Origin of the sequence: Mesorhizobium sp. J428, assembly GCF_024699925.1 — a bacterium.
GTDB lineage: Bacteria > Pseudomonadota > Alphaproteobacteria > Rhizobiales > Rhizobiaceae > Mesorhizobium_A.
In genome coordinates, this window is sequence record NZ_JAJOMX010000001.1 from 2431562 (window position 1) to 2451544 (window position 19983).

The 19983-nt window shown below is 66.1% G+C and carries 18 protein-coding genes and 2 pseudogenes; 13 read left to right on the plus strand and 7 right to left on the minus strand.

Annotated features, from left to right (window positions below; all coding sequences use genetic code 11):
* Positions 1-52 precede the first annotated feature (52 nt).
* Genes fdxA through LRS09_RS12340 form a run of 7 tightly spaced genes read right to left on the minus strand, consistent with a single transcriptional unit; the run spans position 53 to position 6467 of the window.
* Complete coding sequence (gene fdxA, locus LRS09_RS12310; protein ID WP_257806941.1) at positions 53-394, minus strand: ferredoxin; 342 nt, start codon at positions 392-394, stop codon at positions 53-55.
* The gene (locus LRS09_RS12315; RefSeq protein WP_257806942.1) at positions 394-1170 is read right to left on the minus strand and encodes an enoyl-CoA hydratase-related protein; all 777 of its coding nucleotides are present in this window, start codon (positions 1168-1170) and stop codon (positions 394-396) included. Before LRS09_RS12315 ends, fdxA begins: the two co-directional genes overlap by 1 nt.
* A complete protein-coding gene (locus LRS09_RS12320) occupies positions 1167-2354 on the minus strand; it encodes a CaiB/BaiF CoA-transferase family protein (RefSeq protein WP_257806944.1) in 1188 nt (395 codons plus the stop codon). The genes LRS09_RS12315 and LRS09_RS12320 overlap by 4 nt, the downstream gene beginning before the upstream one ends.
* 15 nt (positions 2355-2369) lie before the next feature.
* Positions 2370-3719 (minus strand): FAD-dependent oxidoreductase, encoded by a 1350-nt coding sequence (locus LRS09_RS12325; RefSeq protein ID WP_257806946.1) that lies wholly within the window; start codon positions 3717-3719, stop codon positions 2370-2372.
* A 34-nt stretch (positions 3720-3753) separates the two neighbouring features.
* Complete coding sequence (locus LRS09_RS12330; protein WP_257806948.1) at positions 3754-4605, minus strand: ABC transporter permease; 852 nt, start codon at positions 4603-4605, stop codon at positions 3754-3756.
* Position 4606: 1 nt separating this feature from the next.
* Positions 4607-5410: an ABC transporter ATP-binding protein gene (locus LRS09_RS12335; RefSeq protein WP_257806950.1), complete on the minus strand. Its 804-nt coding sequence runs from the start codon at positions 5408-5410 to the stop codon at positions 4607-4609.
* Positions 5411-5420: 10 nt separating this feature from the next.
* Positions 5421-6467 carry an ABC transporter substrate-binding protein gene (locus LRS09_RS12340; RefSeq protein ID WP_257806952.1) on the minus strand — a complete coding sequence of 349 codons (1047 nt, stop codon included), beginning with the start codon at positions 6465-6467 and terminating at the stop codon, positions 5421-5423.
* A 212-nt stretch (positions 6468-6679) separates the two neighbouring features.
* On the opposite strand from LRS09_RS12340, the gene LRS09_RS12345 reads away from it, so the two are divergent.
* The 13 genes and pseudogenes from LRS09_RS12345 to LRS09_RS30280 all read left to right on the plus strand — a co-directional run.
* The gene (locus LRS09_RS12345; protein WP_257806954.1) at positions 6680-7642 is read left to right on the plus strand and encodes a LysR family transcriptional regulator; all 963 of its coding nucleotides are present in this window, start codon (positions 6680-6682) and stop codon (positions 7640-7642) included.
* 340 nt (positions 7643-7982) lie between these two features.
* Positions 7983-8966: a TRAP transporter substrate-binding protein gene (locus LRS09_RS12350; protein ID WP_257806956.1), complete on the plus strand. Its 984-nt coding sequence runs from the start codon at positions 7983-7985 to the stop codon at positions 8964-8966.
* 117 nt (positions 8967-9083) lie between these two features.
* Positions 9084-9641 carry a TRAP transporter small permease gene (locus LRS09_RS12355; protein ID WP_257806957.1) on the plus strand — a complete coding sequence of 186 codons (558 nt, stop codon included), beginning with the start codon at positions 9084-9086 and terminating at the stop codon, positions 9639-9641.
* Entirely contained in the window at positions 9641-10915 is a 1275-nt protein-coding gene (locus LRS09_RS12360) for a TRAP transporter large permease (RefSeq protein WP_257806958.1), read from the plus strand. The genes LRS09_RS12355 and LRS09_RS12360 overlap by 1 nt, the downstream gene beginning before the upstream one ends.
* 7 nt (positions 10916-10922) lie before the next feature.
* Positions 10923-11693, plus strand: a complete 771-nt coding sequence (locus LRS09_RS12365; protein WP_257806959.1) for an IclR family transcriptional regulator — start codon at positions 10923-10925, stop codon at positions 11691-11693.
* Complete coding sequence (locus LRS09_RS12370) at positions 11690-13762, plus strand: hydantoinase/oxoprolinase family protein (RefSeq protein WP_257806961.1); 2073 nt, start codon at positions 11690-11692, stop codon at positions 13760-13762. Before LRS09_RS12365 ends, LRS09_RS12370 begins: the two co-directional genes overlap by 4 nt.
* Before the next feature lie 2 nt (positions 13763-13764).
* The gene (locus tag LRS09_RS12375) at positions 13765-15330 is read left to right on the plus strand and encodes a hydantoinase B/oxoprolinase family protein (RefSeq protein ID WP_257806962.1); all 1566 of its coding nucleotides are present in this window, start codon (positions 13765-13767) and stop codon (positions 15328-15330) included.
* Between the two features lie 25 nt (positions 15331-15355).
* Positions 15356-15748, plus strand: a complete 393-nt coding sequence (locus tag LRS09_RS12380; RefSeq protein WP_257806963.1) for a cupin domain-containing protein — start codon at positions 15356-15358, stop codon at positions 15746-15748.
* Between the two features lies 1 nt (position 15749).
* A complete protein-coding gene (locus tag LRS09_RS12385; RefSeq protein WP_257806964.1) occupies positions 15750-16532 on the plus strand; it encodes an HpcH/HpaI aldolase/citrate lyase family protein in 783 nt (260 codons plus the stop codon).
* Positions 16529-17416 carry a 3-keto-5-aminohexanoate cleavage protein gene (locus tag LRS09_RS12390; RefSeq protein WP_257806965.1) on the plus strand — a complete coding sequence of 296 codons (888 nt, stop codon included), beginning with the start codon at positions 16529-16531 and terminating at the stop codon, positions 17414-17416. The genes LRS09_RS12385 and LRS09_RS12390 overlap by 4 nt, the downstream gene beginning before the upstream one ends.
* 60 nt (positions 17417-17476) lie before the next feature.
* Positions 17477-19018 carry an AMP-binding protein gene (locus LRS09_RS12395; protein WP_257806966.1) on the plus strand — a complete coding sequence of 514 codons (1542 nt, stop codon included), beginning with the start codon at positions 17477-17479 and terminating at the stop codon, positions 19016-19018.
* A gap of 120 nt (positions 19019-19138) precedes the next feature.
* A pseudogene (locus LRS09_RS30275) lies at positions 19139-19774 on the plus strand (FAD-dependent monooxygenase); the annotation flags it as partial.
* Positions 19656-19970 (plus strand): annotated as a pseudogene (locus LRS09_RS30280) (hypothetical protein); the annotation flags it as partial. The pseudogenes LRS09_RS30275 and LRS09_RS30280, both read left to right, overlap by 119 nt.
* Positions 19971-19983 lie beyond the last annotated feature (13 nt).

Here is a 19983-nt window from a genome sequence, read left to right on the forward strand (position 1 = left end):
ACATCACGGTCCATGCGCCGTTCGCCGCCGATCAGGCCCTTCATATCGAATTTCATGCGGTCTTTCCCGTCGCCGATTCGCGCCGGGCCACCGCCTCGTGATCGAGCGTCGTCCTGAATTTTTCGGAGGCTCCGCCCGGAGAGCCCCAGCCGGTCACCTCCGGTGAGAAGAATTCCGCATTGATCGCGAGGAATGGTTGTTCCTTCGCCGGCAGTTCGTCGTCGGCATAGATCGCGTCGACGGGACAGACCGAGAGACAGAGGCCGCAGTTGATGCATTCGTCGGGGTGGATGTACATCATCCGACCGCCCTCGTAGATGCACTCGACGGGGCACGCCACCTGGCATGCCGCATCCTTGACGTCGATGCAGGCCGAACCGATGACATAGGTCATCAGCGGCCCTTCCAGTTGGGCGCGCGCTTTTCCCGGAATGCCTGCACGCCCTCGTTCTGGTCCTCGGATTTCAGCGCGGCCACCAGCGCCGGCAGGCGCAGCATCTGGGCTTCCCGCGGCGTCTTCGTTTCGCCGGCCCGCACCATCTGCTTGATCGCGCGCACCGAGAGCGGAGCGCAGGCCAGAATGTCGGCCACCCATCGATCGACGCAGGCGTCGAGATCAACCGGTTCGACGACCTCGTTTACCAGTCCGTATTTCGCCGCCTCCGCGGCATCGATGCGCCTGCCGGAGAGCAGCATCCCCATGGCCAGCGCATGCGGGATCCGGCGGGGCAGGTGGACGATGCCGCCGGAGAGCGCGAGCCGCCCGACCCGAGATTCGGGCAGCCCGAACTTTGCATTGGAGGAGGCAACGACGATGTCGCAGCCGAGCACCATCTCCATGCCGCCGCCAAGCGCATAGCCGTTCACCCGGGCGATGACCGGCACGTCCAGCGTGTCGCGCAGCGAGATGCCGCCGAAGCCCGAGGCGGGCAACCCTGCCCAGTAATCGAGTCCGGATGGCTCGGCCTCACCCTGCATGTCCGCCCCGGCGCTGAAGGCGCGCTCGCCGGCGCCCGTCAGGACCACGACGCGTATGTCGGGATCGGCCTCGATCGCGTCCCAGATCCGCACCAGCTCGTTTTGTGTCGCCTGGTCGATCGCGTTCATCCGCTCCGGCCGGTCGATGGTGATCCGCGCGACATGGTTCTCGACAAAGAACAAGACGCTCATGCCAGCACTCCCGAGGCCTGCAGGTCGCCGATGCGCTGCTCGGAGTATCCCGCTTCCGCCAGGATCGTCTTGCCGTTCTCGCCCAGCTTCGGCGGCCGGTGCCGCAGCCGGAACGCGTCGGGCGCCAGCATCAGCGGCGAGCCGATCACCGGTCGCGCGGGATCGTCGTCGAGATAGATCACCGATCCGTTGATCTTCGTCTGCTCATGCTCGAGCGCCTGTCTTAGCGTCAGGACGGGCGAACACAGGAGGTCGCGCTCTTCGAGTCGGTCGAGCCAGTGGCGGGTCGAATTGGTGCGGAAACGGTCCGCGAACAGCTTCTGCAGCTCCGACTTGCGGACCCTCTGCTCGGCGAGCGTCGCATAGCGGGGATCTGCCGAAAGGTCCGGCAGGCCGAGTGCGATGCAGATGTCCTGGAGCGGATTCAGCTTGAAGGCGCCGACGATCACGACAGCCCCGTCCGTGGTCTCGAACACGCCGGTGAGAGGCATCGCGCCCCAGTTCACCTCGCTCTGTCGCTGCAGGCCCGATGCCACCTCCTGCATCTGCATGGCGAGCATGGATTCGAACAGGGACACCGCGACCTGCTGGCCGCTGCCCGTCCGCTCGCGGTGCAGCAGCGCAAGCAGGATCGCCTGTGCCAGGTGCATGCCGGCGGTATAGTCGCACAGCGTCGTCGGATAGATCGTCAGGGGAACGTCTTCGTTCGACTTGCGCGCCATGACCCCGGACATCGCCTGGGCGACCACGTCCTGACCGCCCTTTCCCGACAGCGGGCCAGCGAGGCCGAATCCCGTGCCGGTGGCGCAGATGATCCGCGGGTTCAATTGCGACAGGGTTTCGTAGCCGAAGCCCATCCGCGCCATCACGCCCGCGCGAAAATTGTCGACCACCACGTCGGCGGTCTTCACCAGGTCATAGATGACCTGCTTGCCCTCCGGCTTGCGCAGGTCGAGCGCGATGGAGCGCTTGTTCCGGTTGAGACTGGCGTAGACCGGGTTGTCGAGTCCTTCCGGATCGTTGTCGAGGACCGACCTCGAAAGGTCGCCGCTGCCGGGCCGCTCCACCTTGATGACGTCTGCGCCGTAATCCCCGAGGACCTGCGTGGCGCACGGCCCGAGCATGACCTGGGTGAAGTCGATGACGCGGATCCCCGAGAGGGGCTGGACTGTGGTGTTCTGCATCTATGTCTTCCGTCGTCAGCTCGCCATGAGAAGCGCGTTTTCCGCCGGCTGGTCGCCCGGGTCGGCCCCCTGCGCCCGCAGCCGCGCGCGCAATTTGGCGATGTCGACGGCTTCGACGGGAACATTGGCCTCGAGTGCCAGCGCCGCTGCGACACCCGTCGCCTCGCCCATCGCCATGCAGGGAGGAATCTCGCGCGAGATGCGCTGCGCGGCTGGCTCGGCGGAGTAGTGCCGGCCGGCGATCAGCAGATTGGAAACCTCGCGCGGCAGGAACGATCGGTAGGGGTAATAATAGTCGCGGCCCCGCGCCACCGTGTCCTCGAAGTAGCGGCGCTGCACGACATCCTCCTTGGTCATGACGTAGCGGCCCCGCAGCATGCGCGTCTGGCGGATGCCGACCTGCGGCGCGACGTCGACGACGACCGCCTTCTCGAACCCCGGCACCCTTTCGCGGGCATAGGCGACAAGCGCCTCGATCCGCGCGCGCCCGTCATATTCGGCCTTGGTCAGGTGCTCCACCGCCAGCCCGTTCAGGTTGGGCATATGCGGGCAGTTGCACCAGACGATTCCCTGCAGCGGTGTCTTCAGCCACCACTTTTCCCAGCAGCCGCCGATCAGGCGCTTCGCCTCCCGGTCGATGGCGGCAAAGGCTTCAGGCTGCTCGTATTCGAACCGCTCCGCCGCCTCGGTATCGACGTTTCCAAGCCGGAAGACCGTAGTGATGATGTATTTGCCTTGCTCGTTCGCCGCGCCGGCAGCGGCGGCAACGTCGAGATCGCCCGTCGTGTCGATCACCACCGAACCCATGATCGCCTGGCGGCCGCTCTTCGTCTCGCAGATGACACCCTTGATCGCGCCGTCCTCGACGATCGCGCTGGAGAACCAGCTGTGCAGGCGAAGATGGACGCCGGACTCGGCGACCATCGCATTGGCCGCCCGTTTGTAGCCGTCGGGGTCGAAGGCCGCAGCATAGCAGATCGCCTGCGGCTTCTCGCGCGACTGGAAGTCGAACACGCCCCAGCGGGCCCATTTCCGATAGAGTTGCTCGCTCGACCGCCGCTCGGCCTCGGGCGGCACCACGCACAGGCCCATCTGCTCCATGCGTTCGATCATCTCCGTGCACAGCCCGCGCACGCTGATCTCGGAGCCGTTGCACATGTCGTCCAGCACGATCACCATTCCGCCGGAGGCCAGCCCGCCGAGATAGGGATAGCGCTCGAGCAGAACGGTCGAGAGACCATTGCGCGCGCCGGCCACGGCCGCCGATATCCCGGCCGGACCGCCGCCGACGACGACCAGATCGGCCCTTTTCACCACCGGCACCTGGCCGGCTTCCGTCCTCACCCAGTCCTCGGACTTTGACACTGGCGCGTCTCCCTTGAATGCTTGTGATTTGATGTCAGTTGGAGTTGGACACGTTCCATTTGAGGAAACGACGCTCCGCCCATGCGATGAGGCTGAAGAAGGCGACCGAGAAGGCCGAGCCGACAGCGATCGTCGCATAAAGCAGCGGCGAGTCGAAGGCATAGGTCGCCTGGATGATCAGCGCACCGATGCCGCGCGTGGCGCCGATCCACTCGCCCACAATCGCGCCGACCACAGACGCGGCCGCGGCGATCTTCAGGGCCGAGAACAGGTACGGCAGGGCGTTCATGAGGCGGACCTTGAAATAGATCTCGCGCGGCGATGCCGACAGCACGTGCATCAGTTCCATCTGCTGCGAGCTGACGGACCGCAGGCCGCGCGTCATGTTGACCAGGGTCGGGAAGAAGCAGATCAGCGCCGCGATGATGACCTTGGGCGCCATGCCGTTGCCCAGCAGAAGCACGAGCACGGGAGCCTTTGCGACGATCGGCACGGCATTGATCATGACGACGATCGGGAAGAACGCTTCCTCTACCGTCGGCCGGTAGACGAAGGCGGTGGCGATCAGGATCGCGGCGGCGCTGCCGAGCAGGAAGCCGCCGATCGCCTCCATCGCCGTCGGCACCAGATTGCTCATGAGCAGGCCGAACTTGGAATGCAGCACCTGCGCTATCGCGCTCGGCGCCGGCGCCACGTAGGACTTGATGTCGAAGGTCGGCACCGCGATTTCCCACAGCGCGATAAGCAGCACGAGCGCGATGGCCGGGAGGATGCGCCGCCGCCAGCGCAGCCGGCGCTGGTGCGCGAGGTGCTGGGCAAGCTGCGAGTCCTTCACCGGCTGGGCCGGAATGCTGGCGTCGTTGTGGCCTGCGACGATGTTGGCCATGCTAGCAGGTCTCCAGAATGTTGCGCAGCCGGGCGATGGTGTCCGTGAAGGTCGGAGTATCCCGCATCGCCAGCTTGCGCGGCACGGGAAGCTCGACCGCCACCTTCTCGCGCACGCGCCCCGGACGGGCGGCAAGCAACAGGACGTCCTGGCCGAGGAAAGCGGCCTCGTAGAGCGAGTGCGTGACGAACAGGATCGTCGTGCCGGTGCGCTCCCAGATTCTGAGCAGCTCCTCGTTCAGGCGGTCGCGCGTGATCTCGTCCAGCGCACCGAACGGCTCGTCCATCAACAGCAGGCGCGGCTCCGAGATCAGCGCGCGCGCGATCGAAACGCGCTGGCGCATACCGCCCGAAAGTTCGTGCGGCAGCGCGTTTTCCCATCCTTCCAGGCCGACCAGCCTGAGCAGTTCGCGTGGGTCGCCGGCACGGTTCTTCGGAATGCCTCCGCCCACTTCGAGGGGAAGCATGACATTGTCGAGCACGCTGCGCCACGGCAGCAGTGCCGCGTCCTGGAAGACGAAACCGATATCCCTGTTCAGCCGCGCTTGCGAAGCCGACTTGTCGAAGACGCTCGCCGTTCCCGACGTCGGCTTGATGATGTCGGCCACCACGCGCAGCAAGGTGGACTTGCCGCAGCCGGACGGGCCGAGAAGGGTGACGAAGCCACCCTTCCGGACCATCAGGTTTATATCCTGCAGCGCCGTCACCGTTCCACGATCGGTGACGAACTGGACACCCACGCTGTTGAGCTGGACTGCCACGGTTCCAGCTTGGGTGAGGGTGTCGCCAAGCATAGCGATTCCCATCTCGTTTCCCTCAGCCGAGCTTGGGGCGGACGGCCTCGGTCGCCTTCAGGATGGCGTCGGTCGAGATCATCTCGACGGTGGGCGCGGCGCCGGTGAACTGCTTGAGATCGGCCTGCTGCTTGATCTGCTCCTGCCAGATGGTCGGATCCATCGTGCCCCAGCCGAGCTCCTTCGTCCGTTCGTTGAAGACGTAGCTGAGCTGGACCTTCGCGGTTTCTATCTCGTTCACAAGATCGAACCCCATGTCCGGATACTGTGCAATCATGATTTCGACCGACTTCTCCGGGTTTTCGTATGCATAGCCCCAGCCGCGGGCGGCGGCTTTCAGAAACGCGGTCAGCGTCTCGTCCTTGGTTTCGAGCGTCTCCGTCGTTGCGTAATAGGGAAGCGCGTAGAGCCGCACGCCGTTGTCCCACAGGCCCATGGTGATGTAGTCGGGGCCCAGCGCCTTGAGGCTGCGGATGCTCGTTGCCCAGCCGGAGATCGCGTCGACCTGACCCGAGATGAGCGGCACGAAATCGAAGCCGATCGGCACGACCTCGATGTCGTCTTCGGGGATGCCGTTGGCCCGCAGGATGCTGTTGAGCAGCACCTGGCCGCCGGCGATCTGGATGCCGATGCGCTTGCCGACCATGTCTGCCGGGGTGCGCACCGGATTGCTCGGCAAGGAAAAATAGCTGTATGGATGCTTCTGCCCGCAGACCGCGAAGCAGGAGATGGGGATGTTCTGCGAACGGGCCAGCATGATGGAGGGGCTCGACGAGGTCTGCCCCACGACCGCCTGTCCGGACGCGACCATGGCCACCCCGTCGATGTTGGGGCCGCCGGGCGTGATGACGAGGTCCAGCTTCTCCTCCTCGAAGTAGCCGAGGTGCTTGGCGACGATTTCGCCCAGCTGGTTTCCGCCGATCAGCCAGCTTGTCTGGAAGTTGACGGTCTGCGTGCCGCTTTGCGCGGCCGCTGACCTGGAGAAGGCATAGGGCATGGCCAGTGCCCCACCCATGACGGCACCGGATTTCAATAGGTAGCGGCGGCTGACGCCGTTGATTATGCTCATCTTTTTTCCCCTCAGATTTATATCTGATTATGATTGGCTTGCCTGCATAGTGCAGTGCACAAGACAGACTTGTAGGAAAAACACGAAAAGAAAAGAAGAGAATCTCGCCATGGGTGATGCCGAAACGGCATCGATTGCAGGCGAGAAGTCGCATCGGTTAGGATGGGTTTTCGGAAGGACGCCTCTGGCCTTTCAAGGCGAAGGAAATCCCGGTGCACGCGCCTGTACTACGCTACCTCGACGAAGTCGTCCGGCAGGGATCCATCCGCAGGGCTGCCAGCCAGCTCAACGTCGCATCGTCGGCGGTGAACCGGCAGATCCTGAAACTGGAAGCGGAGATCGGCGTGAAGCTCTTCGAGCGCGTCGGCAAGCGCCTGGTTCTCACCCCTGCCGGCGAGAGGCTGACCTTGCATGTGCGCAAGACGATTTCCGAATGGGATAACGCGCTGAGCGAGATCAAGGCGATCTCGGGAGAGAGTTCCGCGGAGGTCGCGATCCTTGCCCTCCCCGCCTTCCTGGAGAAGATCGTGCCGGCGGCGATCGAGGAGATCACCGCGCACTTCCCCAAGATGCGGTTCAACATATTCTCGACCAGCCCGATCGACACCGTCCGGGAGATGAGGTCGGAACGCCATGATATCGCGCTGCTGTTCGCGAACCATCACTTCCGGCGCTACCGGCTCGCCGACCGGATAGACAGCAGCCTGGGCGTCGTCATGGGCCCGGAGCATCCTCTGGCGACCGCCAGGCAGATCGCCCTCGCCGACTGCGCCGAGTATCCCCTGATCCTGCTCAACGATCCGTGGGAGTTGGACGCGACCTCGGAGATGGAATTCGTGCGGAACAATGCGCCGTTCGGATCGCGCATCGTCACCAACTCTTTCAACGTCATGAAGGAGATGCTGAAGCGCAATCTTGGCATCGGCTTCTTCGCACCGATCGGCTTCATCGACGAACTGCTCAGCCGCGAGCTTGTCTATGTGCCGTTCAAGAGCCCGGACGCCTCGGGCAGCACCGGTCTCTTCGTGCATGAGGAGCGGGCGCAGGAGCCGCACATCAAGCTTTTCGTCGCGACCCTCAATCGGCGCTTCGCAACCACGCAGGAACGCATCGACGCGCTGTTGCATCGCGGTGCCGAGGTAAAACATCGTACCACATCGGCCAAGCGGACTTGATCCTGGAGCATCTGCCGGGGGCAAGAACAAGCGTTTCAGCCAAGACATTGCGCCGACTAACTATCTGATGCGGCCGAATGCATCGGAGCGCGAAAGCGTCTCCTGAATTCTCGGTTTAATCGGGATTTGGCGCGGAGACGATCTCCCGGCCTGTGCCGCCCGTCCCTCCCCTCTTCGCCATCGCCACACGGGCCGCTGAGCACCGATCCGCGCTCGCCTGCGACCATGCACGCACGGCCCGATCTGCATCCGAGCAACACCTACCGGGTTGACGAACAATACGAGTGTATCTTATATTGTAATAGTGTTTCGATATGAGAAACATAAGGGAGGAGTTACCATGAACATTCGCAGCGGCATCATCGCCGCCATTGCACTGTTGCTGCCGGCCACGGCCTTCGCACAGGACGTCACCCTGAAATTCGGCCATGCCGCGACGTCGAAACACCTGTTCCAGGACGGGCTTGTGATGTTCGCCGACAAGGTCGCGGCCAAGACCGGCGGCAAGGTCAAGATCGAGGTCTACGGCGACCGCCAGCTCGGCGACGACAAGCAGCTCCTCGAGGGGGTGCAGCTCGGCACGATCGACGGCGCGCTGGTTTCGGTCCCGACGATCCCGCTGACGCTCAACTCGCCGGTCTTCGATTCGCTGCAGCTGCCGTTCCTGGTGCCGAGCTACGACAAGATGGCGGAGGTGCTGTCTTCGGGCGTCGGCCAGAAGCTGCTCGACTCGCTCGCCACCACCAACATCAAGGGCCTCGGCTATATCGAGGCCGGCCAGCGCCACTTCCTGTCGCGCACCAAGGCGGTCAAGACCGTCGCCGATTTCGCGGGCCTCAAGACCCGTATCGTCCCCACTCCGCTGCACAAGGCGATCTGGGAGGCTGTCGGCACCGCGCCGATCGGCATGGCCTTCGGCGAGGTCTTCTCGGCGCTCGAGACCGGCACGATCGACGCGGTCGAGATCAACCTCTCGTCGGCCTTCGCCGAGAGCTATTACGAGGCGGCCAAGAACGCGACGCTGACCGGCCACTACTTCTGGCCGGGTGTGCTGATGATGGGCTCGGCCAAGTTCGACGGCCTGACCGACGAGCAGAAGAAGGCGATCGTCGAGGCCGGCCACGAGGTCATCGCCGAGCACTACGCGCTCGCCCGCGACCAGGAGGCCGAGATCGCCAAGAAGCTCGAGGAGAAGGGCGTCACGGTCTCGAAGCTCGAGGACCTCGCCGAGATGCAGGCGAAGACCAAGCCCGTGCTCGACGCCTGGGTCGCCAAGGATCCGCTGATCCAGGAATTCGTCAGCGCGGTCCAGAAGACCAACTGATTGTCGCGGGGCGGCGCCATCCCGGCTGCCGCCCCGTCCCGACCACCTTTCCGCACCGTGCCTTGCGGCGGCCTTTCGGCCGCGACGGCGAAGGCATGCCGATGACGGGGCTGATCCATGCTCGCCTTGCGACGCTATTTCGACGCGGTGGTGTCCACGATCCTGATCTGGATGCTGATCGTGCTTCTCGCGGTGATGACGCTGCAGATCGTGCTGCGGTACGGTTTCTCCACCTCGCTGATCTGGGCCGAGGAAGTCTGCCGCTACCTGCTGGTCTGGGTCTCGTTCCTGGCGGCCGTGCTCGCCTATGAGCGGGGCGAGATCGCCAGCGTGCCGATGCTGCGCGATGCGCTGCCGCCCAATGCCGGCCTGGTGCTCGCGATCGTCGCCAACCTGCTTGGCATCGTCCTGCTCTCGGTGCTGGTCTGGTATGGCTTCGTCTACGCCAGCCGCCTCGGCTCCTCGCCGATCCCGGCGATGAAATTCCTGCTCGGCGACCTGTTCGGCCCGGATTTCCCGGTCCCCAGGGTCTATTGGGTCTACATCGCTCTGCCGGTCGGGCTCGCGCTGTTCGCCCTGCGGCTCGCCATGGACATTGTCCTCTATGCCCGCATGATCGGCACCGGCGCACGCGCCTCCGACCTCAGGCTCGCAACCGAGATCGAGGCGCACTGATGATCCTCTATCTCGCCATCTTCTTCGCGGCCCTGATCATCGGCATGCCGGTGGCGCTCGGCCTCGGCATGGCCTCGCTGGTCTACCTGCTGATCGAAGGCCACGGCCACCTGCTGGTCGCCTTCCCGCAACGCATGATCGCCGGCATCGACAGCTTCCTGCTGTTGACGATCCCGTTCTTCATCCTCGCCGGCAACCTGATGAATGCCGCCAACCTGACCCAGCACATCGTCAAGGCGGCACAGTTCCTCGTCGGCCGCATCAAGGGCGGGCTGGCCATCGTCAACGTGCTGGCGAACTTCATGCTCTCCGGCCCGTCGGGTGCCGCGACTTCCGAAGCGGCGGCCGTCGGCGGCATCATGATTCCGCCGATGAAGCGCGACGGCTACGACCCCGCCTATGCGGCAGCACTCACCGCGACCGGCTCGCTGCTCGGTCCGCTGATCCCGCCCTCGCTGCCGCTGATCCTCTTCGGCGTCTTGACCGGCACCTCGATCGGCGACCTGTTCCTCGCCGGCATCGTGCCGGGGCTGATCCTCGGCGTGCTGCTCCTGATCTACGCCTTGTGGAAGGGCCAGCGCGAGAACCATCCGGTCGCGCCCCCGGTGCCGAAGGAGGAACGCTGGAGCATCCTGCATGCGGCGATCCCCGCCGTGGTGATGCCCGTTTTCATCGTCGTCGGCATCCGCACCGGCATCTTCACCCCGACCGAGGCCGCGGGCATCGCCTGCATCTATGCGCTTATCACCGGCGTCTTCGTCTACCGCTCGCTGCCCTGGTCGAAGCTCAAGCGCTGCTTCTATGAAACCGCGACCATGTCGTCGGGCGTCATGCTCGTCGTAGCGATGGCGAGCATGACCGGCTTCGTGCTGGGCATCGAGAACCTGCCGCAGAAGATCGCAGCGCTGATCCTCGGCACGACGGAAAACCCCGTCCTGCTGGTGATCCTGCTCAACGTCGTGCTCTTGATCCTCGGCCTGTTCCTCGAGCCGTTGGCGGCGATGGTGCTGATCATGCCGGTGCTCAACGCGCTCTCGCCGACCATCGGCATGGACCCGGTGCAGCTCGGCGTCATGGTCGTGCTCAACCTGATGATCGGCATGTGCACCCCGCCGGTCGGCCTGGTGCTGTTCATCGTCTCCTCGATCGCCCGCAGCCCGCTGCAGGCGGTGACGCGGGCCTCGCTCCCCATGCTGGGATTGTGCATCCTCGTGCTTGTGATGGTCGCCGCGATCCCGGGCCTCTCGCTCTGGATTCCAGGCCTGTTCAAGTGAGGATGAGATGACGGTAGAGCTCGACAAATCGGTCAACCAGTCCACCCAGATGGCCTTCATGATCATCGAGGTGATGGCGGAGATCGGGCAGCCCGTGGGCCTGTCCGACCTCGCGCGCCGGATCGGCGTGTCGAAGGTGCGCGTCTTCCGTTTCCTGCGCACGCTGCTCTCGCTCGGCTATGTGCTGCAGGACCCGGAGACCGAGAAATACCGGCTCTCCTACAAGCTCTACCATCTCGGCCAGGCGCTGGCCGACTCGACCGACATCCTGCGCGAGGCGCGGCCCGTCATGGTCGAACTGCGCGACGCGACCGGCTTCACCGTCTCCTTCTCGCAGATGGAACAGGGCGGCATGCGCATCCTCGACATGGTGCGCACCGAGCAGCCCGTCGTGATCGTCACCCGCCCGGGCGCGCTGCTCGACTTTCACGCCTCGGCGCAGGGCAAGATCGCGCTCGCCTTCGGCGGCGCGAAGCTCGCCGGGACTGCACTTCGCCAATGGACCAGCGAGACGTCGACCGACCGTTCCGCCGTCGAGGCGGAGGTGGCAGAGGTGCGGACACGGGGTTGGGCCGATGCGCCGAACCAGACCCTGCAGGGCGTCACCGCCGTCTCCGCGCCGGTCTTCGACATGACCGGCGATTTCGTCGCCACGCTGACGATCGCCGGACCCACCAACACCATCGGGACGCCGCCCGACCCTCGCTACGTCGAGGCGCTGACGGCAGCGGCCCGCAAGATCTCCCGGAATCTAGGCAATACGGATCAGATGACATGACCAGATATTCCCTCGCCGTCGACATCGGAGGCACCTTCACCGATGCCGTCCTTCTCGCCGACGACGGCCGCACTTTCGTCGACAAGACGCTGACCACCCACGGCAACCTGCTCGAAGGCTTCTTCCGCGGCGTCGATCTGGTCATGGGCCGCGCCGGCATCGCGCCGCCGGACGTCAACGATGTCGTCGTTCACGCCACCACGGTCGTCACCAACGCGCTGATCGAGCGCAAGGGGCCGCCGGTCGGGCTGATCCTGACCAAGGGCTTCACCGACATCCTCTACATCCGCGACGAACATCGCTACGACATGTACGATCCGCAGATCGAGTTCGCCGAGCCGCTGATCCCGCGCGAGCGCACCTGGGCGCTGGACGAGCGCGTATTGGCCGACGGCTCGGTCGAAAAGACGGCGAAGGAAGCTGAGATCGCGGCCATCGCCCGCGACTGCAAGGCGCGCGGCATCCAGTCGGTCGCCGTCAGCCTGATCAACGCCTATCGCAACGGCGTCAACGAGGCGCTGGTCGCCGACGTCTTCGCCCGCGAGGCGCCGGAGATCTTCGTCTCGCTGTCGTCGGAGATCGCGCCGCAGATGCGCGAATACCTGCGCACCTCCACCGTCGCGATCAACGCCTACACCGTGCCGATCACGCGGCCCTATCTCGACGCGCTGATCAAGGAGTTGGACCGCCAGGGCTTCTCGCAGCAGCCGCTGATCATGCTCTCCAACGGCGGCGTCATCGGCGCCGGCCGCGCCGGAACGCTGCCGGTGCGCATGATCGAGAGCGGCCCCGCCGCCGGCGCGCTGGTCGCCTGCTACTTCTCGCGCATGTTCGGCATTCCGGACCTGATCTCCTTCGACATGGGGGGCACAACGGCAAAGGCCTGCATGATCCAGAATCACGAGCCGCTGGTGACCGGCACCTTCGAGGTCGACCGCCGCTACCGCTTCAAGCCGGGCTCCGGTATGCCGATCACGGTGCCATCGATCGACATGATCGAGATCGGCGCCGGCGGCGGCTCGATCGCTTGGGTCGACGATCTTGGCCTGCTGCGCACCGGGCCGGAGAGCGCCGGCTCGATCCCGGGCCCCGTCAGCTACCGGCGCGGCGGCACCGAGCCCTGCGTGACCGATGCCGACGTGGTGCTCGGCATTCTCGATCCGGACCGGTTCCTCGGCGGCGACATGAAGCTGGACGCGGCAGGCGCCAAGGCCGCGATCGCGAAGCTTGGCGGGAAGATCGGTCTGACGGCCGAGCAGACCGCATGGGGCATCTACGAGGTTGTCTGCGAGCAGATGGCTGCGGCGACGCGCACCCATGCGACCGAGCGCGGCGTCGACTATCGCGGCCTGCCGATGCTGGCCTTCGGCGGCGCGGGGCCGGTCCATGCCTGCCTCGTCGCCGACCTGATCGAATCGAAGCAGGTGATCTATCCGCCGCTGGCCTCGGTTCTCTCGGCCTTCGGCACGCTGGTGACTCCCGCGCAGATCGACCTGGTGCGCAGTCAGTTGGGCTTGATCGACCGGCTCGACCCGGCCGAGGCGCGCGAACTCGTCGGCCAGATGACGACCGAAGGCACGGCGGCGCTGACCGAGGCCGGCCTCGCGCCTTCCGACATCGACTTCGTCTTCGGCGCCGACCTGCGCTACTTCGGCCAGCAGTCCGAGCTTCGCATCGAGCTGCCGTTCGACCCGCGCGAGACGCTCGACGGCGATACGATGCGCGAGATCTTCGACCGCGAATACGTGACGCAATACGGCCTCAAGCTCGACATGCCGCTGGAGCTGGTCAACTGGCACGTCACGGCACGCGGGCGCCTCCCGGAACGGGCGGCCGCGACCGTCGCCAAGGGCGGCAGCAAACCGGCGCCGCGCAGCCGCACCGTCCACCTCCGCGGCAAACCGGTGGAGACCGCGGTCTATTCCCGCACCGAACTGATGGACGACGATGTGATCGCGGGTCCGGTGATCGTCGAGGAACGCGAGACCACCATCTTCGTCCTGCCCGGCTGGACGATCCGACTGCACGCAAACGGCAGCCTGATTGCCGACAAGATGACGGAGCACTGAACATGGACGGCGTAGAACTCCAGATCCTCTGGTCGAACATGATCGGGATCGTCTCGGAACAGGCGCGCGCGCTGCAGCGCATTGCTTTCTCGCCGATCGTGCGCGAGGCGGGCGATCTCGCCAACGGCCTGTTCGATGCCCGCGCCCGCATGGTGGCGCAGGCCGTCACCGGTACTCCCGGCCACATCAACTCGCTGGCGGCCGCCGCCGCCAACCTGCTCAAGCATGTCGACGCGTCGAGCCTTAAGCCCGGCGATGTGCTGATCACCAACGATCCGTGGATGTCGGCCGGCCACTTCTTCGACATCACCGTTCTCTCGCCGATCTTCCGCGGCCAGAAGCTGATCGGCTATGCCGGCTCGACCATCCACCATACCGACATCGGCGGCTACGGCATCGGCTCCGGCGCGCGCGACATCCATGAGGAAGGCCTCTGGATCCCCGTGCTCAAGCTCTACGAGGCGGGCGTGCGCAACGAGACGCTGTTCGCGATGATCACCCGCAATGTCCGAACGCCGGACGCACTGCTCGGCGACCTCGGCGCGCAGGTCTCCTCCGGCCTCATCGCCTCGCAGCGCCTCAACGCGCTCTGCGACCGCTACGGGCTGGACGACATCGAGGCGCTCTCCGACGAGATCATCACGCGTTCGGAGAACGCGACGCGGGATTCGATCCGCACCCTGCCGGGCGGCACCTTCCATGGCGAGTCGACCTTCGACGTGCCCGGCGGCGACCGGATCACGCTGAAGACCGCGGTCACCATCGACAACAGGGCGGGCGAAATCACCGTCGATTTCACCGGCTCGTCCGGCCGCAGCCCGCGCGGCATCAACGTCGTGCCGGCCTATACGCAGGCCTATGCGACCTTCGCCATCCGCTCGACGCTCAATCCGGACCTGCCGAACAATGCCGGCTCGCTCGCGCCGATCAAGCTCAAGCTGCCGGACAACTGCATCGTCAACGCGACTTACCCGTCGCCCGTGAATGCACGCCACGTGGTCGGCATGTCCGTTCCGTTCCCGATCCTCAACGCCCTGTCGCAGGTTGTGCCCGACAAAGTCGTGGCCGAGGGCTCCGGTGCGGTGTGGACCGTGCAGATCCAGGGTCGGGACGAGGAGGGACGTCCCTTCACCTCGTCGATGTTCAACTATTCCGGCGGCATGGGCGCGCGTGCCGGCAAGCCGGGCATCTCCGCGGTCTGCTACCCCACCGGCGTGTCGGCGGTCCCGGTCGAGGTGCTGGAGGCTGCCTATCCCATCGTCTTCACCTGCAAGGAACTCGAGCGCGGCTCCGGCGGCGCAGGCCTGCAGCCAGGCGGCGATGGCCAGCGCATCGGCTTCCGCATGCGAACCACGCAGCCGTGGCTGCTGAACACGGTGCCCAGCCGCCTCAGCGAGGCGCCGCAGGGTCTCGACGGCGGCGCGCCCGGCCGCGCCGGCCAGTTCCTCGTCAACGGCAAGCCGGTCGTGCTCTCGGGCAAGACCGACATGAAGGCCGGCGACGAGATCACCATGATCACGCCCGGCGGCGGCGGCTTCGGCGCGCTGAAGGCGGCCAAGGTCGCCTGACAGATTTCAAGACAAGGAGGACGAGATGAGTGAACTGCAACCCTTCCGTATGCCGGTCAAATGGGAAGACCTGCCGCGCTTCCCGGTGCGCGAGCATATCAGCCGGGCCGGCTTTCGCGGCGAGGACGTGCTGCTGGTCATGAACTGGCTGGAAAAGGGCATGACGCTCGGCATGCACAAGCATCCCTTCGAGCAGATCGCCGTGATCCTGACCGGCCGCATGCGCTGGACCGTCGGCGACGAGACCTTCGAGGTCGGCGCGGGGGAAGTGCTTCGCGTGCCGCCCGACGTGATGCACGGCGGCATCCCGATCTCGGACGAGGTCGTGATGAATCTCGACATCTTCTGCCCGATCCGGAAGGATTATCTCGAGATCGTCGACCACCAGGCCGCCGACTTCCCGCCCGTGGAGAGCTGAGATGGGCTTTCCCGCGGTCCATGCCGACCTCGCCCCGGCCATCCGCCGCGGCGCGCTTCACCTGTCGACCTTCTGCCAGTTGCCCGATCCCAACGCGATCGAGGCGCTTGCGAAGACGAAGCTCGATTCCTTCATCCTCGACATGCAGCACGGCATGTTCGACGAGGCCGCCGTCGTCGCAAGCGTTGCCGCCGCCGCGCTTGAAGGCAAGCCGGCTTTCGTGCGTCTGCCGGTCGATTGCGGCGGGCTCGCTTCGCGGGTGCTCGATTTCGGCGCGATCGGCGTCGTCTGCCCGATGGTCAATACGGTCGCGGACGCGGAACGGCTGGTGTCCTACACCAAGTTCCCGCCTGTCGGCTTCCGCAGCTGGGGACCACGCCGCGCGATCCCGATATCTGGCCTGAACGGCCCTGGCTACCTCGCCAAGGCCAATGAGCTGAACCTTGCAATCGCCATGATCGAGACCCGGCAAGCGCTGGACAACCTCGACGCGATCCTCGCCGTGCCCGGTATCGACGGTGTCTTCGTCGGCCCGTCGGATCTGTCGGTCTCGCTGTCGAGTGGCGCAACGCTCGACAGCCCCGACGTGTCGCCGGCGCTGGACTATGTCGCTGCTCGCGCCCGGGCGGCGGGCAAGTTCGCGGGCGTCTTCGCGATCAGCTCGGCCTACGCCACCGACTGCATCGCGCGCGGCTATTCCTTCATCGCGCTGATGCAGGATGCGCTGTTCATGCAGCAGGCTGCCGACGCAGCCGTCACGGCCGTGCGGGGCAAGGCGGCATGACGCGCCCGGTCATCCTGACCGCCTGCGTCAACGGCGGACGGCCCGATGCGGCGGAGCTCAACCCGAACCTGCCGGTGAGCCCCGAAGCCATCGCCGCGGCGGTCGCCGAGGCGGCGAAGCTGGGCGCGGCGGTGGCCCACATCCACGTCCGCGATCCGGCAACGGGCCTGCCCTCGAACGACATCGGCCTCTGGCACGAGACCGTCGGTCTGATCCGCGCCGCCGGCACTAACATCCTGCTCAATCTCAGCGCCTCGATGGACGGACTGCTGGTGCTCGACGATGCGGCGGGCTTCGCGCCGGCCGAAGACACCACACTGCGCCCGGCGGCGGGCAGGGCGGACCATGTGCTCGCGCTCACGCCCGAGATCGGCACCATCGACTGCGGCACCTTCGCGCTCGGCCAGGCGATCCACGTCGCGCGTATGGGCGACCTGCGCGAGATGGCACGGCTCTATGGCGAGAAGGGCATCCGCGCCGAGGTCGAATGCTTCGACTTCGGCCATCTGGAGGTCGCCCGCAAACTCGCGGCGGAGGGTGCGTTCGGCCCGACGCCCTTCATGCAGATCTGCCTCGGCACCGGCTATGGCGGCGCGCCCGCGACGCCGGCAGCACTCGCCGCAATGCACGAACGCATTCCCGACGGCGCAGTCTGGGCCGCCTTCGCGGCCGGCGAGGACAATCTCTGGGTCATGCGCGAGGCGGTCGCCGGCGGCGGCCATGTCCGCGCCGGACTGGAAGACGCGCTCTTCGACGCGGCCGGCAAGCCGACCACCAATGCCGCGCTGCTCACGTCCGCCGTGGAGACCATCCGCTCCGCCGGCGGCCGCCCCGCGACGCCTGCGGAGGCGCGAGCCATCCTCGGCTTGCCCGCGCGGGCCTGACCGGGGCATGAAGGTCGGCGCGAGGCCGGCTTGCGCCGAACACGAGGCAGGGAGGAAGATATGAACCCGGCACGCTGGCTCGAACGCGCCGCCTTGCTCTGGCCCGACCGGCCGGCGCTGTTCCGCGGCGCGGACGCGGTCCTCGACTATGCCGGCTTCAATGCCCGCGCCGGATCGTTGGCCGCCGGTCTCGCGGCGACAGGCATAGCGCCGGGCGACCGCGTCGCGCTCTTCCTCGCCAACCGCACCGATTATCTCGTCGCCATGCAGGCCATCTGGCGGATCGGCGCGGTGGCCGTGCCGGTCAATGCCAAGCTGCATGAGAAGGAGGCCGCCTACATCCTCGGCCATTCCGGCGCGCGGCTCTGTTTCACCGACGCCGACCATGCCGGCGACCTCGCGGCGCTGGCGCCCGAAACGCGCATCGTGGACATGGACGGACCGGATTTCTCTGCACTTGTCACCGACACTCCGGCTCCGGCGCTCCATCCGACCGGCCAGAACGACCTCGTCTGGCTGTTCTACACCTCCGGCACGACCGGCCGGCCGAAGGGCGTAATGCTGACGCCGGCCAACATCCAGGCGATGATCATGAGCTATTTCGCCGACGTCGACGCGGCGGAGGCCGGCGACGCCAAGGTCTACGCCGCACCCATGTCGCACGGGGCGGGCCTCTACCAGTTCATCTACCTGATCTGCGGCGCGCGCCACGTCGTGCCGGCTTCCGGCGGCTTCGACAGCGACGAGATCCTCGACCTCGCCGGACAGCTCGGCCGGCTCTGCTTCTTCGCCGCCCCCACCATGGTCCGCCGCCTCGTCGCTGCTGCGAAGGCGCGGAGCCATCGAGGCGAGGGCATCCGCACGATCGTCTATGGCGGCGGGCCGATGTATCTCGCCGACATCCGCGACGCGATGGACCAGTTCGGCCCCCGCTTCGCCCAGATCTACGGCCAGGGCGAAACGCCGATGACCATTACTGCCCTGACCCGCGCCGCCCATGTCGAGGCCATGGAAGCCGGATGGGACGACGCAATGCACTCGCGCCGCCTTGCCTCGGTCGGCGTCGCCCAGGCAGGCTGCGAGGTTGCCGTGCTCGGACCTGACGAAAAGCGGCTTCCGCCCGGCGAGATCGGCGAGATCGCCGTGCGCGGGCCGTCGGTGATGAGGGGCTACTGGAACGACCCGGCCGCGACCGAAGCCGCCATCCGCGACGGCTGGCTGCATACGGGCGACATGGGCGCGATGGACGAGGCCGGCTTCCTGACCCTGCACGACCGCTCCAAGGACGTGATCATCTCCGGCGGCACCAACATCTATCCGCGCGAGGTCGAGGAAGCGCTGCTGACGCATCCGGCCGTGGCGCAGGTCTCGGTCATCGGCCGCCCCGATCCTGAATGGGGCGAGGTCGTCGTCGCCTGCGTCGTGCTGGAGCCGGGCGCCACCGCCGATGCAAAGACGCTCGACGCCCACTGCCTGACCCAGATTGCCCGCTTCAAGCGGCCGAAGGACTATGTCTGGCTCGAGGACCTGCCGAAGAACGCCTACGGCAAGGTGCTGAAGACCGAACTCCGCTCGCGCGTTCAGGGTGCCGGGACGGCGTGAAACGCGGGCAGGACGCCCTGCTAAGCCTTCAAATAATTGAACGATAAATAGTGTTGACTCATTCGCAGGATCGCGTATTGATCGATCGATCATTAACGACCTGCGGGCGACATCCAGCACATGCCGTACGAGCGATCCCGTCATCCCAAAGCGCTCGTCGCGGGCGGCTCGATCTCAGGGCTGTTCGCGGGCCTTCTGCTGCGCCGGGCCGGCTGGGAGGTTGAGCTGTTCGAGCGCAACGGCAGCGAGCTGTCGGCGCGCGGGGCTGGGATCGTCACGCACGACGAGCTCTTCGATGCCCTGGCCGAGGCGGGGATAACGACCGACAGGGCGCGCGTCGGCGTCTTCGTCCCCGGCCGGCGGATTCTGGACGGAGAAGGCAACATTGTCGCCGAGCGGGAACTCCCGCAGGTCATGACGTCCTGGGGTCATCTCTATGGGCTGCTTCGCACCGAGCTGGCGGGCGGATATCGCCACGGTCGTTCGCTGCGCGACTTCGAAGAGCGCGCCGGTTCCGTGGTGGCGCATTTCAATGACGGCAGCTGTGCCGAAGGCGATCTGCTGGTCGGTGCGGACGGCCTGTTTTCGACCGTCCGGCAGCGGCGGCTGCCGGATGCGAACCCGGTCTATGCCGGCTATGTCGCGTGGCGGGGCCTCGTCGACGAAGCCGCGCTTTCCGAGGCAACCCGGTCGATGCTGTGCGACCGTTTCTGCTTTCGCCTGCCGCCGGGAGAGCAGATCCTCGGCTATCCCGTCGCCGGTGCCGGCGAAAGCCTGGCGCCCGGGCAGCGCTCGTTCAATTTCGTCTGGTACCCGACCGGCAGACGCCGAGTCGCTCGCGGACATCCTGCGCGATGTCGACGACAACCAGGGCGACCTGTCCATCTCTCCCGTCAAGATCCGTCCGGAAGTCGTGGCCGGGATGCGTGCCGATGCCGGGCGCCTGCTGGGACCGCAATTCGCCG